The organism is Rudanella paleaurantiibacter (assembly GCF_009184635.1).
Taxonomy (GTDB): Bacteria; Bacteroidota; Bacteroidia; order Cytophagales; family Spirosomataceae; genus Rudanella; species Rudanella paleaurantiibacter.
Window position 1 is genome coordinate 17,066 of the sequence record NZ_WELI01000022.1, and the last position, 13,032, is coordinate 30,097.

Annotated in this window: 16 protein-coding genes; 11 read left to right on the forward strand and 5 right to left on the reverse strand. The window is 47.4% G+C overall.

Annotated elements, in window-relative coordinates:
- The first annotated feature begins 194 nt into the window (after positions 1–194).
- The 7 genes from F5984_RS26015 (at position 195) to F5984_RS26050 (ending at position 6,476) form a co-directional block, all read left to right on the forward strand.
- On the forward strand, positions 195–1,148 hold the full coding sequence (locus tag F5984_RS26015; protein ID WP_152127274.1) for a ParA family protein: 954 nt from the start codon (positions 195–197) through the stop codon (positions 1,146–1,148).
- 8 nt (positions 1,149–1,156) lie between these two features.
- Positions 1,157–2,080, forward strand: coding sequence for a ParB N-terminal domain-containing protein (locus tag F5984_RS26020; RefSeq protein ID WP_152127275.1), 924 nt, complete (start codon positions 1,157–1,159; stop codon positions 2,078–2,080).
- A gap of 760 nt (positions 2,081–2,840) precedes the next feature.
- Positions 2,841–2,996 (forward strand): hypothetical protein, encoded by a 156-nt coding sequence (locus F5984_RS26855; protein WP_246169409.1) that lies wholly within the window; start codon positions 2,841–2,843, stop codon positions 2,994–2,996.
- Positions 2,997–3,275: 279 nt separating this feature from the next.
- Complete coding sequence (locus F5984_RS26030; RefSeq protein ID WP_152127277.1) at positions 3,276–3,458, forward strand: hypothetical protein; 183 nt, start codon at positions 3,276–3,278, stop codon at positions 3,456–3,458.
- 448 nt (positions 3,459–3,906) lie between these two features.
- On the forward strand, positions 3,907–5,001 hold the full coding sequence (locus tag F5984_RS26860) for a hypothetical protein (protein WP_246169412.1): 1,095 nt from the start codon (positions 3,907–3,909) through the stop codon (positions 4,999–5,001).
- Entirely contained in the window at positions 4,943–5,842 is a 900-nt protein-coding gene (locus F5984_RS26865) for a hypothetical protein (RefSeq protein WP_246169415.1), read from the forward strand. The genes F5984_RS26860 and F5984_RS26865 overlap by 59 nt, the downstream gene beginning before the upstream one ends.
- A gap of 373 nt (positions 5,843–6,215) precedes the next feature.
- Positions 6,216–6,476 (forward strand): hypothetical protein, encoded by a 261-nt coding sequence (locus F5984_RS26050; protein WP_152127279.1) that lies wholly within the window; start codon positions 6,216–6,218, stop codon positions 6,474–6,476.
- 179 nt (positions 6,477–6,655) lie between these two features.
- Here the strand turns inward: F5984_RS26050 and F5984_RS26055 are convergent, their stop codons facing one another.
- The 3 genes from F5984_RS26055 to F5984_RS26065 all read right to left on the reverse strand — a co-directional run bounded on the left by F5984_RS26055 (position 6,656) and on the right by F5984_RS26065 (position 8,548).
- Positions 6,656–7,444 (reverse strand): ImmA/IrrE family metallo-endopeptidase, encoded by a 789-nt coding sequence (locus F5984_RS26055; protein ID WP_152127281.1) that lies wholly within the window; start codon positions 7,442–7,444, stop codon positions 6,656–6,658.
- Positions 7,422–7,850, reverse strand: a complete 429-nt coding sequence (locus tag F5984_RS26060) for a hypothetical protein (protein ID WP_152127283.1) — start codon at positions 7,848–7,850, stop codon at positions 7,422–7,424. Before F5984_RS26060 ends, F5984_RS26055 begins: the two co-directional genes overlap by 23 nt.
- 113 nt (positions 7,851–7,963) lie before the next feature.
- Positions 7,964–8,548 (reverse strand): hypothetical protein, encoded by a 585-nt coding sequence (locus F5984_RS26065; protein WP_152127285.1) that lies wholly within the window; start codon positions 8,546–8,548, stop codon positions 7,964–7,966.
- Positions 8,549–8,697: 149 nt separating this feature from the next.
- Here F5984_RS26065 and F5984_RS26070 point away from each other — a divergent pair, with 149 nt between their 5' ends.
- The 4 genes from F5984_RS26070 to F5984_RS26085 are packed head-to-tail and all read left to right on the forward strand — an operon-like array spanning position 8,698 to position 11,313.
- A complete protein-coding gene (locus tag F5984_RS26070) occupies positions 8,698–9,372 on the forward strand; it encodes a multiubiquitin domain-containing protein (protein WP_152127287.1) in 675 nt (224 codons plus the stop codon).
- Positions 9,373–9,384: 12 nt separating this feature from the next.
- Positions 9,385–9,720 carry a hypothetical protein gene (locus F5984_RS26075; RefSeq protein WP_152127290.1) on the forward strand — a complete coding sequence of 112 codons (336 nt, stop codon included), beginning with the start codon at positions 9,385–9,387 and terminating at the stop codon, positions 9,718–9,720.
- Positions 9,721–11,058 (forward strand): ThiF family adenylyltransferase, encoded by a 1,338-nt coding sequence (locus F5984_RS26080; protein WP_246169417.1) that lies wholly within the window; start codon positions 9,721–9,723, stop codon positions 11,056–11,058.
- Between the two features lie 21 nt (positions 11,059–11,079).
- Positions 11,080–11,313, forward strand: coding sequence for a hypothetical protein (locus F5984_RS26085; protein ID WP_152127292.1), 234 nt, complete (start codon positions 11,080–11,082; stop codon positions 11,311–11,313).
- Between the two features lie 177 nt (positions 11,314–11,490).
- Here the strand turns inward: F5984_RS26085 and F5984_RS26870 are convergent, their stop codons facing one another.
- Both F5984_RS26870 and F5984_RS26095 read right to left on the reverse strand, forming a co-directional pair.
- A complete protein-coding gene (locus tag F5984_RS26870; protein WP_246169420.1) occupies positions 11,491–11,727 on the reverse strand; it encodes a hypothetical protein in 237 nt (78 codons plus the stop codon).
- A gap of 915 nt (positions 11,728–12,642) precedes the next feature.
- Positions 12,643–12,948, reverse strand: coding sequence for a hypothetical protein (locus tag F5984_RS26095; protein WP_152127294.1), 306 nt, complete (start codon positions 12,946–12,948; stop codon positions 12,643–12,645).
- Positions 12,949–13,032 lie beyond the last annotated feature (84 nt).

The following is a 13,032-nucleotide window of genomic DNA, read 5'->3' on the forward strand; positions in this document are numbered from 1 at the left end:
TTGGTGTTAGCTAGTGGTTGAAGCAAGAACCCTCGTGCTTTTTGGCCGACGAGTGTCAAATGTAGAAAAGACATGCCCTTAGCATGGCACTACGATTTGTATGAAAAAATAATTTAAGTGTTTGTGAAGATTTTATTACGAATTTTTAAATATTTCGTTTCATTTGCAATGAAATCTTTACAAACCCCGACACTATGCTGACGCTCGAAAGCGCAAAACTATTCCTGAAGCATAACCCTGCTTTGACAGTTTCGGTGCTGGAAAAAGAATCTGGTTTGCCCAAGGGAACACTCTCGCAGGGCCTTTTAGGCTCTCGTAACCTTAATGCAAATCATCTGACTAAACTTGAGCCGATTTTAAACAAATATGGGTACATGGAGGGGCTGTACACTAAGGCACGAGTCATTGCGGTAATTAACCACAAAGGGGGAGTTGGCAAAACAACTACAACTTCTTCCCTTGGGGCTGCTTTAGCCAGCCGTGGTTTTCGTGTGTTGTTGGTTGATCTGGATCCGCAGGGGAACCTTAGTCAGATTCTGGGGGTAGAGCAACCCAAATACCAGGTAGCGCAAGCCTTGTTGACAGACGCCCCCCTGCCGGTTGTCAGAATTTCGGAAAATTTAAGTCTAGCCCCGTCGGATCTTGAACTGGCCGATGCCGAAGTGCAGCTCATTTTAAAAGTGGGTGGTGATCTTCGCTTGAAAAACAAGCTTAGACCTCTCCTACCTGACTTTGATTACGTACTCATCGACTGTCCACCTTCCTTAGGAAAGTTGACGACCTCGGCTATGAATGCCGCCAATAGTTGCCTGATTACACTATTACCCGAAATCTCGGCCGTTAAGGGGGTAGATTCACTGCTGAGCCGTTACATGGAGGTAAAGGAAAACTTGAATTCTGAGCTGGTTATTGACGGGATAGTCTTTACCATGGTAAAGAAAAATACTGTTCACGATGGCATTAAGGAAAACGTCCGCCAAACGGTACCTTGTAAGATATTTAATACGCAGATTAAACACTTGATCGATTATCAGAAGTCGCAGGTTATGCAAATGCCGATCAATGCGTTTGCGGGTAATTCTGAAGCGTCAAAAAACTATGATGATTTTTGTGAGGAATACATTGCTTACCTCCAGATTGTAAAATAACGACCCTCATGGCCAAACTAGACCTGAAATCTGCGATCAGTAAAAATGTTAAGAGCTCACTTAATAATGCGTTTAGCAGTACTGAGAACATCAAGCAACATATTGTCGTGCTGGATGAGTTACGGAGTTGGATACCCGAACCAACAGAGGAGGAGAACAAGCAGCTAGAGTTAAATATTGTCGCCAATGGCTGTCGGGATGCCTTAACTCTTTGGGAAACTACTCAACACGAGATCGATCCCGATTCGACTAATCCCGATGAGCCAGCCTATGTGTTGGTTGATGGCCATAACCGCTATCGAATTTGCAAAGCGCGAAATATTAGCTTTAATATTCAGTTGATGGATTTCGCAGATTTGAAGTCGGTTAAAGATTTCATGATAGATCTGCAGTTGGGGCGTCGTAACCTTACCCCCCAACAGATTCATTACTTCCGGGGGCTTCGTTACCTAAATGAAAAAAACCAGAAAGGGAGATACGACCGAATTGAAGATGAGAAACCTACCGCTGAAGCCAAGGTAGCAAAAGCCAAGGCCACCAGTACTGCCGAAAAGTTAGCACAGGAATACAACGTTGGAAAAAATACAATTATCCGAGATTCGGAATTTGCGGCAGGTGTCGAACGACTTGCTCCTGACCTGAAAAAAAAGGTACTTTCAGGTGCTGTGAAAGTAGATAAAGGCGCCCTTCAAAAAGTAGGTAAGATGCCCTCTGAAGCCGCGATTGCCAGTATTGAAGAGCTAGAATCACTGGCGATAGGTAATCAGAATAAAACGGAGACACCCGTTGCAGAGAAAAAGTCTACGGCAAAGGCCAAGGCACAATTGGAGCTGACTGGATTTATGGAGAATCTGTTGTCAGGGAAGCCTCTTACTCGGGCCCGCCTTGACCAACTTATTCTCAAGGCGAATGTCTTAAAAGAATTGCTGTAGCGCCTTGTACAGGGCATTGAGAAATCCATAAATAGTTAACCAAAAACTCCCCTCGGAGCATAATACCCATTTTGGGTATTATGCTCCGAGGGGAGTTTTTATATCAGGTTGAAATTTGTGAAAACTACACATGTTTTAGTCTTCACTATGGAAAATCAGTTAGTTATAGCATAATACCCATTTTGGGTATTATGCTATAACTAACTGCGCCCATATTGTGTAGGTAAGAATTATTACAACGGATGTGATGAAATGAACTGGATGAATGCCGAAGTTTGAAATGTGCACAAATCTGTGCTCAAAAGCTGGTCAGTGGGCAAATGCTTGAGTGGTACAATCCTGGGTTTGCTCATGAAACGGGGCATGTATATCCTCGACCAATCCGCCCCTATTCCGCAATGGCAATCCCCCAGTGATGGACGAAGCAAAAGCCGTAGCATGGATATTATGCATATGTCGAGTGGGCTACGCTGCCGTGCCCTCAAGACCCCGACTACGACCCGTCCATGGGTTATACCGATCATCTGTATCTTTATACCGGTGGAGTTAACTCGTTTGCGTATTTGGCCAACCTGCCTCAACAGTGGTTGTCTAATATAGTAGGACGCTACCTCAATAGCAACCCGGTACCTTAACCGGCTGAGCGTCGAAAAGCTGGGCGAACCCCCAACTTTTCTTTTCCGTAATGAGCCCTATTCGATGAAATAGGGGTACGTGATCATGGAAACCGATCCCTACGGTAACTACCTGACGCAGGGGTATGCGTTTGCATTGGCCCCGGCTGGGTAATCTGTATTTGCAGGATGGCGTCTGGAACAAGGAACGACTATCGCACGAAGGCTTCGTAACGTTTGTGAGTACACTAGCCGAGCCTTGGGTAGCCGATGTCCTACCAATTTACAGTGGGTTGTTCTAGATTAACGGAGATGGTGGCTGGGCACTACCCAAAGAAGCTTACTCGATGAATAGCGCTGTTGATACAAGCCGTACCCGAAAATAAAAACTGACTTGTAGCTCTGAATAAGGTCGAATGACGCTTTGAAGTGCTTGTCCTCTTCGAAGGAGGTAATACGTCGTATCTGACTTCCGATTAATGTTTTAATTTATTTGATCATTTGTTTGCATTCCTCAGGCGACATTATGTTTACTGGTCAAAAGTGTTATTATTTTGTATTGAGTATATCAGCAAATAACCATGAAAACCAATCCCTACGCAGACGAGGACAATGAACCAATAAAAGGGCAGGAGTTGGAGTTTATGGCTTGGTACACTCAAGACCCAAGTGCATACCTGGCGACGTTGCCTGAGGATGAACGGGCAAGGGAGGAAGAGCGCATGGCATTCCGAAACCAGAAGATGGTGTCTGAGCAGTTCTAAGATCTTGGCTACTTCAATTATTTCTATCCCGTTAAGCCTTATTTTCTATAAGGGGGTTATTCATATAGGCTGATTGCCGACAATTGCATTTTATCCACAGAAACCAAATAATGGGAGTCAATGAGGGGATGGTGGTCGAAGATCCTTACCTCTGGCACTACAGGTGGAAAAAACTACGCTATCGTCCGTGATATGGTGGGTAAGTTTACGGGCGAAAGCGGGGCGCTGGCCTTGATGACATCGGCCAACGGCTACGACTGGCAACCCGCCCGCTACCCCAAGGTAATTGGTAAGACCGTTTACCATCAGCCTGGTAAACGGTTTGACAATAAGTTCGAATGGCCGTGTCTGTATACCGAGAAAGACGTTCCCCGGCTGATGTTTGGCGCCATGGGTATTCAGAAACGGGCTCACTCTATGGATATTTACGTACCCTTATCTTTTCGAAATGAAATACTTTGTTTTGCTCGCTATTCTTGGCTGGTCTGCCATGGTGCTGGCGCAACCCACCCAGCCGCTTTCTGTTCCTCTGGTGAATCAGGCCGGTTACAATCGGGGTGAGGCCAAACGCTTTGTCTGCTACGATGCTCCCGATGCCACGCTTTTTCACATTATCCGGCTATCCGACAAAGCCGTTGTGTATTCGGGGGTAGTCAAAAACCGGGCGGGCGATTTCTCGGCTTTCAACCCGAAGAATGGCCAGACCGAATACGTGGTTACCATTAAGGGTCGTGAGCCCTCGGTGCCGTTCCGCATTGCCGATCACCTGATCGAAAGTATTTCCACGAAACTGGCCTACGACTTTTTCGTGGACGTGAGGGGTTCTGAGGACCCGGTTCATTCCAACGAAGCAAAGGTCTACGGCGGAGGCCCTTCGCGCGACCAGGGATCTTACGGGCTGGAAACTACCTTCGAAACCTTGTTCTATGCTTCTAACCCGGCCCTCTTTGACCGCTGGACCACCGAACTGGGTGACAAAAAAACGGCTGATCTGATCGATCTGATTCTCTGGCATGGCGAGTTTGCCTACCACCATGTCGAGTACAACGGACCGGTTGCCAACCGGCACGGTACGCTGGGCTACAAGGATCAGCCGCGCATGACGTACGACTACTGGAATACGCTTGACCAGCTGGCGGCCGTTTGTGCCGGCTACCAGAGTTTTCTGAAACCGTACCTGCCCCGGGAAACCTACCTGAAATACCGCGAAGAATGCCGCAAACGCTGGCAGGTTTATGACCGACATAAGGTGGTGCGCTACTGGACTTTTAGTAATAAGTGGGTAGATGAAGGCTTTCAGGAGTTCAACGAGATGGGCAATGCTTTTGGGCAGTCGGTGTTCAGCAACTTGTTTATGTACCTGTCAGAGAAAGAAGAGGCCGATGGACAGCCCGAACAGTACCTCCGTTGGGCGCAGGGAAGTGCCGAAGACATCATCAAGAACTGGGATTTCAATAATCCCCGGCATATGTGGTGGATTCGGAATGCCGAACACATCACCCCCGCAGGCACTGGCGTTCTTTCTGCTGGTAGCTCCCGATAAAGCTCCCAAAGGTACCCGCGAAAAGCTGATGGCCTGGCGGGACCACATGAAGCAGAAAACCGCCAATTTCTGGCATTACCGGGTGCATAGTGAAACCGAATGGGCGCACCCACGCACCAAAGAGCTGGGCGGTGCTCCGGCGCTGGGGGGCTCCATGTTTGCCGTGGCGCATCTGCTGAGCGACCGCCAACTGCGCGACATTGGCTGGTCGCAGGTCAATTTTGTGTTTGGGCTGAATCCTCTTGGGGCCCACCTCAGCAACAAAAGCGCCGACCGACTGGCCATCAACGGTTATTGGGATGGGGTCGAACACGGCTGGCCCCGCAGTCATCCTAACGGCTATGGTATGTTGGGTAAAGTACGGGGTACCCTCGACGGCACCCCGCTTGACGGGCAGTTTCCCCGGCCGGGCGCAGCAACGGTAACCGAAAAATCGGCCGGAGGGCAGGGGGATCATATTGGCGAGAATGCCTACGCTACCGAGGGCTGGGCCATCTCGAACCGGGGCTGGATGGCTACGCTCACCTTTGCCCCACTGGGTACGCAGCAGGTACGGGTTCTGGATTCAGTTGGTAAAAAGCCGCTGACTTCAGTGAAAGCGGGACAATCGGTGCTGCTCGAACTGAAAGCCGCCCTCAATCTGGACCCTTCCATGCCCGAATCAGGCTGGGTGCTGGTCCAGGTAGACGACGAAGAGCCCGTCCGGGTAGCCGTTCTGGAGACCGCTCCCGATTCGGGGGTGTTTACGGCCGCGTACACGCTCCCTTTGGTGGGCAAACAGCTGCAGGTGTCGTATGGTTATTGGGGATTGGGTAGTAGGGTCAGCTGCACCATTCGTTAACCCGAAGATTATAGTGACTAAACCGTACGTACTGGCGCTACCGGTCGGTATACTACTGACCACCTGAGGCTACTGGACAGGCTCTACCTCTCACAACACGGCTCCGACGGATTTGAATATTCAGGCCATGATTCCGCCGGTGCCGGCCGGTTACGGAAGTTCCGAGCGACTCGGCGTATCTTATCTGGGTTGGTACCCTCGTTTGCGGGAAAGGCGGCATTTGCCACCTCTACGACTGAATGAGGTTACTTACAATATAGATTGCGTGTTAATAATGAATCAGTTAGGTATTCAGTAGCAGGTTTCTTACTTTTAATGCAGTGTAGGTGGTACGTGCGAACTAAGTATTTAGGTTTACTCTTTCCCCCTACTTATGAAACGGTATTTTTACGTATTAATGATTTCCTTCGAGCTGAGTGAATGGTATACGCAAGTGGCCTCCATTCAGTCTGAAATTACCCGTCGGCTCACCACTTATTACACCGTCCAACCAAGTCTGGCTAATTGCCTACAGGAGGAAATCCCTGGGGAAGCAGTACACAAGCTGGGGGCAACAGCGAGGAAACTGTTTGCGAACAATCCCCTTGGCCACGACCATATTCGTCCCGAAGGTCTGGCAACCGTCCCGCTCTAAATCTCTACTCAGACCACAATGCTAAACTGGAGCTTAATAGCGCAAGTGCTGTGCAACAAATCAGCATAGAAAGTCGGCAGCTCATACAATTCAGTATTCATAACCTGCCCCTAGCTACGCTCAATCCGGCCAACACGACCGTTGGGGGAGTTGATCTATTGAAAGCTAATCTGTATCGGTTAGGACTCGAGACATAGAAAACTTAACACACCATTATAATAAGGTAGTGGTAAGACATGTTCCCTAATTCGATGTTTAGAGTATTTTGAAACAGCGTTATCCATGAAGTACCATTCATCAGGCGAGATCACCTTTGCTTTAGATAATCCAGTATTGAAAAAGTGCTTTGCCGCCGATTTTAGAGGAGTTTGAGCACCAGTAACAATATATGTTAAAGGGAAAGAAGAATGCTCTGTGTGCCATTTAATAACACCATTCTCAGAATAAACAAGGGCCATATTAAATGGCCCTTGTTCTACTATTCTTCTTGAAGTTGCAGTTAAACTTGTCTCAAAGCGGTCAGCTAAGTGTCGAACGAGTTCGGTAGTAAAACTAAGTCCAGAGCATTCAGGAGCAAATGCATTTTTTGGCATTAGGAGTTCTGCCGCAAATTCATTGGCTTCTTGTTCATGCCCACCTTTAGATAGCCATTGTTTAAATGATTCTTCATCGCAATTAAACATTGGTTTAAGATCAAAGTGGAGGTTAAAATGCCCGAATTCATGAGCTAACACAAATCGCTTTTGCCCCTTGTTTGTAATTTTGGAATTGATTGTGATTAAGGCTGTAGAGCCTAAAAACTGAATACGTCCCTGAGATCCAGTCATTCCTGATTCTTGTAAGTAGCAGTTCGGATGCCATTGTATAAAATCCTCAAGCACAAGGCCCCTTAGGTCACAGATGCCTGCATCTCGTAAAAGTTTACGAGCAATCACACGTGGATCTTTATTCTGGCTTACTGGTGTCATCGAATTTGTTCTTGATAATAGTCAATATTGTTTGATTACACAGTATATCATCTATCTCATGCTGAGACAGGACCCCCTTAAAATCTCTGTGTAAAGCAAGACGTATTGCTTGATTTTGGCTTTCAAATGAATCCACTTCATTGCTTTTCGAACTATTTAACAGTTCAATAGCGTAAGATTTAGCTCTTTCAAAAAAACTTTGTTTTTTGATGGAGGCAGTACTCATTTGATTTGCTAACTCTATTTTTCGGAACAAATCCTGGCCTTGTTTATCTATGACATTCAAGTCATAACCTTCTTCCTCCAAGAATTCGCTGGCGAAATCAGGATCGTTAGAGAGTGCTTCGGAAAAAACCAAGAACATCTTCTTAGCTTGTTCCACATTTGGTGAAGTTTTACGGTTCATGGTTGCAGTGCAAAATTGACAAGGGTTTAGGAACAGCCATGACATTGCAACGAGTTCTACTCGTTGCATTTAAAACGGGTAAAGTGCTGTTTCGATAATTTAGATTGAAGGTTTTACTTGCGCGGGTTTCGCAGTGCTGATCGAATACGTTTTCGGGCGTTCTTAACCTGTGCGAGAGTGAGACCACCTTCAGTAGCAGTCTCCTGTAAAGACTTGCCACTCTTCCATTCAGTGAGAACGAACCAAGACTCAAAATTTTTCTTGTCGTACTCGACAATAAGCATGTCTACTTTTTTTATAAAATAGGCTACCAAATTTTGAAACTCACCCTCACCCATCTCTTCTTCAGCTTCAGCTATCAACCACTCAAAAAGGGCTTCATCTGACATTTCCGTTGTGGGATCTGCTGGATGCGTTCGCTTGGCTCGTCGATTGCGCTCGGATACTTCGTTTCTTACCATATTGCCCACCTTTCGATTGAAGCGATCAAGGTCAAGATCTTCTGAATTTAACGCAAAAGGTTGAGTGCAAATTTTTAAAAGCACTTCCTGAACTACATCTGCTACTTCCCGAGCGTCTATACACATATTACGTGGGCGTTTATGCGCCCAGAATTGTGCATGAGCTGCGGCATACGCAGATCTATATATAGCTTTTTGGTTAGTGCTAATGAACTGATGGACATCATTATAATTCATGGCAGTGAGATAGAAAAGCTTTTAGTCACGGGCAGGGTCACAATGATAATGGGAATGAGTTTCCATAATTTTCCATTTATAGACAAAAATTTTTTTTGGAAAATTACGTCACTTGCTTCCCAATAACAATGAGTGGTTAACCAACACTCATGAATCAAATGACAGCACAGCCTGAAACTAATGGAGTAGGACTTACCACTACTCTCGCCATCACCTTTCAGAACAAGAAGTTTTCTTGGCCACAGCAGTACGCCACCGGGGCGGAGTTAAAAAAACTGTTCGGTGTGAACGCAGAACAAGTACTCTACCTATCACTTGTCGACCCGTGGGATGACGTAGTGGTGGCGAACGAGGAAAGCATAAACCTCGCCCGGCCAGGAACCGAAAAGTTCTACATTCGCCAGCCCCTCGAAGTCCGACTGGAGGACAAAAAGCATTCGTGGGATAAGCCATTCATTAGCGGAGCAGAGCTGCGTAAGCTGGGTGGTGTTGAGGAGGGGGACGAAATCTGGCTGTCTGTTGCTCGACCCAACAATGACGAGTTGATTGCCGATGCTGAGCGGGTTGACTTGACGCGAGCAGGTCTGGAACGTTTCTACGTCGTGAAGCAAGAGGTCGTTATCCGCATTAACAACGTGGAGCATGCAATAAAGCGGGGAACGTACACGGTGACACAGCTCAAGAAGATCGGTAATGTAAAGGCGTCCGATGAAATGGATGCGCTGGAGGGGCATAAGCTTACCCCACTCGACGATGCGGCCACGGTCGTCATTAAGGGCGGAGAGCAGTTTATTTCGCACGTCCGGGACGGTTCTTCTTCTTAGCTCCTGACCAATATGATTTTCTCTGAAGAAGAAATCCACGAACTGAAAACCATAGCCCCCAACCTGAGTGTAGCCCAGGAGGGGGGCTATACCTATATTCTAATCTGCGGTTTGCTACTGCCTGATGGTTGCCAGCCAGCGGTTGCTGACGCTCTGCTTTGTTCTCTACCGAGGGAAGGCTACAATTCACGTCTCTTCTTCTCCGAGCAAATTGCTGGCGGTCCAACGCTTAACTGGAATGGTAACATTCGCGTGCTGGGGAGAAACTGGTACGCCATCTCTTGGCAAACGCAGCCAGGGTTACGCTTAGCTGAGATATTAAGTGTTCATCTAAAAGCTTTTCGGTAAATGAGACAAACACGCTCCGCCATTCGCCTACGAATCCCACAGTCGTTGCATCGGCAAATGCTCGATGATCTTCGGCGGTCTCATCCTTATGCTGAAGAGCGTGTAGGATTTTTACACACCACGTCTAAAATTCTTGCCGATGACACGGTTCTTGTTATCGCTACGGAATACAGTCCTGTCGAAGATGAAAACTACATTGATGATGATCGGGTTGGTGCCAAGATAAATTCGGTCGCAATCCGGGCGGCCATTCAACGTAGTTTAGAGAAACAGAACGGTTGCTTTCATGTTCACTTACACGACCACCGAGGCCAGCCCGGTCCAAGCCGAACGGATAAAAGCGGCTTGCCGGGCGTTGCTAAGAGCCTTACTAACATCGCTCCTGACCAAGCTAACGGTTTCCTGATACTAAGTCAGAATTCGTTTTATGCTTCGATCAAAGCCCCCGGCGAGACAGAGTTCTTACAACCAGATGTAGTTTCTGTAGTCGGAAAGCCCATGCTGTTATCATTCTTTGGTGAAAGGGGTGATAAAGGCCGAGTGTATGACCGACAATCATTTTTGGGCGAATCGTCCCAGTTCCTATTTGAGAATATTAGAGTTGGTATCATCGGATACGGAGGGGGAGGCTCACACATCGGCCAGCAACTGGCGCACCTGGGGGTTAAGAACATTGTCGTTTTTGATGACGACAAAGTCGAGGACACGAATCTGAACCGGTTAGTGGGGGCACAGTTTTGCGACGTAAAGAACGCTGTGCTTAAAACAACTGTAGCAGAGCGGGTTATCAAAATGGTTCTGCCCACAGCTAATGTTGTTCGGGTTAATAGCCGTTGGCAAGATAATCCTGACTTGTTACAAGCCTGCGATGTTGTGTTTGGTAATGTAGATTCTTACGCAGAAAGGCAACAGGCAGAAGCTGAGTGCCGGCGCTACCTGATCCCGTACATTGATATTGGTATGGACGTCTATCAGATAGATGACGATCCCCATGCCATTGCAGGGCAGGTCATTTTGTCGTTGCCAGGCTCTCCGTGCATGAGTTGCTTTGGTTTTCTAAGTGAAAAGAAGCTTGCTCTGGAAGCAGCAAAATATGGTAAAGTGGGCGGGCGACCGCAGGTGATCTGGCCTAACGGTGTACTGGCTTCAACGGCTGTTGGATTATTCGTGAACTTAATAACAAACTGGACGCAGGATAATAAGACGCCGGACTACCTATCCTATAACGGGAATACCGGGATGATACAGCAGCACGTTCGTATTCAGTACCTTACCAATGAAGATTGTTCGCATTTTCCGCTCGATCAGGTAGGTGCCCCCGTTTTCGTAAAACTGTAAACCAACAAACCTTCACAGATCATGAGCAATCGAAAGTTTTTCTTTGGTATCTTAATCGGGGCTGCTGTTTTTGTTTACCTAATTGGGGCGTTCCTAATCGCGTCATTTAACATTGCGATGTGGAAGGATGGGCACAGATTTTTTGCTGTAGTGATTTATTTGTTTTTGGTATGGAGCAGTCTGAAAGCTTTGGCAGAACCAACAAAGAAAGAAGAGCCAAAGCAGAGAGAATTGGAAGCAGACCCCAATAGTTAAAGTTGGAAAGGCCCTTCAGATCCAAAAAGAAATAGCTAAGAAGTCATTCTTAATAAATGCTTAGGGGCCTTTTATAATCGCTTGCGATTCATCGACTATACGTCATCCCAGCCGCCACTGGTCTTTCTCGTACACTAACGGTTGGTAGCGTTTTTCTTGGCGAGTCGTCGCACCGCTTCAATCCTCGAAGCGGGCATTTAGTTCAACTACGACCGAGTCGGGCGTGATCTCGCGCAGGCCAACCGACTCGGCTGCGGTGACAGTGCCGCCCCGCGTGGCCGTCTGCATCGAGAGAGGCAGCAGGTACGTCAATTGACGTACCTGCTGCCGGAAAACCCGCGATAAATATGGTCTAAGGTTTGCGCTGTTGTTTTGGACATACTGATTGACCACTGTAGATGCTCCTTCGGCCATGCGTTTGGCTTTCCAGTTTTACCCTGATAAAACGTCTTGAACAGCACGATCACGGCCAGTACCGCCAGTAAGCCGCATATGATCTTCAATGGATGTTTTCCGATGAGTGTCGTTGCCTCTGCCGATAACTGCTGTGCTGGTTTTAGTGTTTCATTACGTCAGTATATCTTGCCTTGATCGGAGGGGGAACGTTGGCCAGCATTGACTGGCCGGGGTGCTATTGGTCGTTCGGCCTTCGGGGTATTCGCTTCAGGGGGGTGGTTGCTGGCCTGTCCGTTGCTTTTTGTCCTGTGGGACGACGCGCTTCCGTTAGGACTTTGGAGCGGGAACGACTCGTTCAGCGTTCCGCCGTTTCAATTGTCTTTCAATTACAGTGAGAGGTCTAAGCACCGGTACGATTCCTGCACGTCCGACCGCACCCTTACCCGCCTAGCCACCCCGGAATGGCAGGCACTCAACCGCAACAACTCGTATGAGTACTACTACTACCTGACTGATCACTTGGGCCTACGTTTTGACAACGTACGGGCGGTGCTGGAGAGACGGGGTCTGTGGCCTACACCAAAGGCACTATCCCGAGTGGTTCATGAGTATCAACTCTGTCATCTAGGGTCAGGAGCACGTAAGCTTCTATGGGTATGGCTAGTATAATCCTGAGCCACGCAATGATCCATGAGGGCTGTGCCTGGGGTGTCTTCAAAATGAGAAAAAAATTCAGCAGTCCATTTCGAAGAAAGTTGAAGTAACTATTTCGGGTGCCCATCAGAATGATTTTTTGTTGCGGGCTTATATGGCAGAAGACACGATTCCCTGTTGCTCTTACCTGTATCGGTTTATTGATTTCGTCGACTTAAAGAAACAATAGGGGAGAGGTAAGCTCTATTGACTGTTGGAAACGTCCAGGATTAAATGAGCTTACTGGGGCTGTCCATTCACAATTAGCATGACCTCCCCCTGTATAGCCCGCTGGTAGGCCATTTGATACTCGCTTTCCAAAATGGGCGTACCGTTCTCCCGAATCGCCTTATACTCAATTACTTCTCCATCTATGTCCAGATTGAACTCCGTCAGGTCAATCATGGGATATTCGTTTAAAAAAATGATCCGTTCACAAGCGGGCGGTTGCCGATTATGAATGAGTTTGTAGTAGGTATAGATCTCGTCGCGCTGGAGTCGTTTTGTCTTGAACCCCTGAAAGTGAGCCAGTGAAAAATAGAGCAAAAATCTTAATTTTCACGGTAAACAAAAGGGAAATGAAAGCAAACCGATTCACCGAATCGCAAATGGTGGCCATCCTCAAACAGC

Coding starts and splice junctions, on each gene's coding strand:
- F5984_RS26065 (WP_152127285.1), bottom strand. CDS start 8,548: ATGAATTATAATGATGTCCATCAGTTCATTAGCACTAACCAAAAAGCT.
- F5984_RS26860 (WP_246169412.1), top strand. CDS start 3,907: ATGAAATACTTTGTTTTGCTCGCTATTCTTGGCTGGTCTGCCATGGTG.
- F5984_RS26055 (WP_152127281.1), bottom strand. CDS start 7,444: ATGACACCAGTAAGCCAGAATAAAGATCCACGTGTGATTGCTCGTAAA.
- F5984_RS26060 (WP_152127283.1), bottom strand. CDS start 7,850: ATGAACCGTAAAACTTCACCAAATGTGGAACAAGCTAAGAAGATGTTC.
- F5984_RS26870 (WP_246169420.1), bottom strand. CDS start 11,727: ATGGCCGAAGGAGCATCTACAGTGGTCAATCAGTATGTCCAAAACAAC.
- F5984_RS26030 (WP_152127277.1), top strand. CDS start 3,276: ATGAAAACCAATCCCTACGCAGACGAGGACAATGAACCAATAAAAGGG.
- F5984_RS26015 (WP_152127274.1), top strand. CDS start 195: ATGCTGACGCTCGAAAGCGCAAAACTATTCCTGAAGCATAACCCTGCT.
- F5984_RS26070 (WP_152127287.1), top strand. CDS start 8,698: ATGAATCAAATGACAGCACAGCCTGAAACTAATGGAGTAGGACTTACC.
- F5984_RS26075 (WP_152127290.1), top strand. CDS start 9,385: ATGATTTTCTCTGAAGAAGAAATCCACGAACTGAAAACCATAGCCCCC.
- F5984_RS26865 (WP_246169415.1), top strand. CDS start 4,943: ATGCCGAACACATCACCCCCGCAGGCACTGGCGTTCTTTCTGCTGGTA.
- F5984_RS26050 (WP_152127279.1), top strand. CDS start 6,216: ATGAAACGGTATTTTTACGTATTAATGATTTCCTTCGAGCTGAGTGAA.
- F5984_RS26020 (WP_152127275.1), top strand. CDS start 1,157: ATGGCCAAACTAGACCTGAAATCTGCGATCAGTAAAAATGTTAAGAGC.
- F5984_RS26080 (WP_246169417.1), top strand. CDS start 9,721: ATGAGACAAACACGCTCCGCCATTCGCCTACGAATCCCACAGTCGTTG.
- F5984_RS26085 (WP_152127292.1), top strand. CDS start 11,080: ATGAGCAATCGAAAGTTTTTCTTTGGTATCTTAATCGGGGCTGCTGTT.
- F5984_RS26855 (WP_246169409.1), top strand. CDS start 2,841: ATGCGTTTGCATTGGCCCCGGCTGGGTAATCTGTATTTGCAGGATGGC.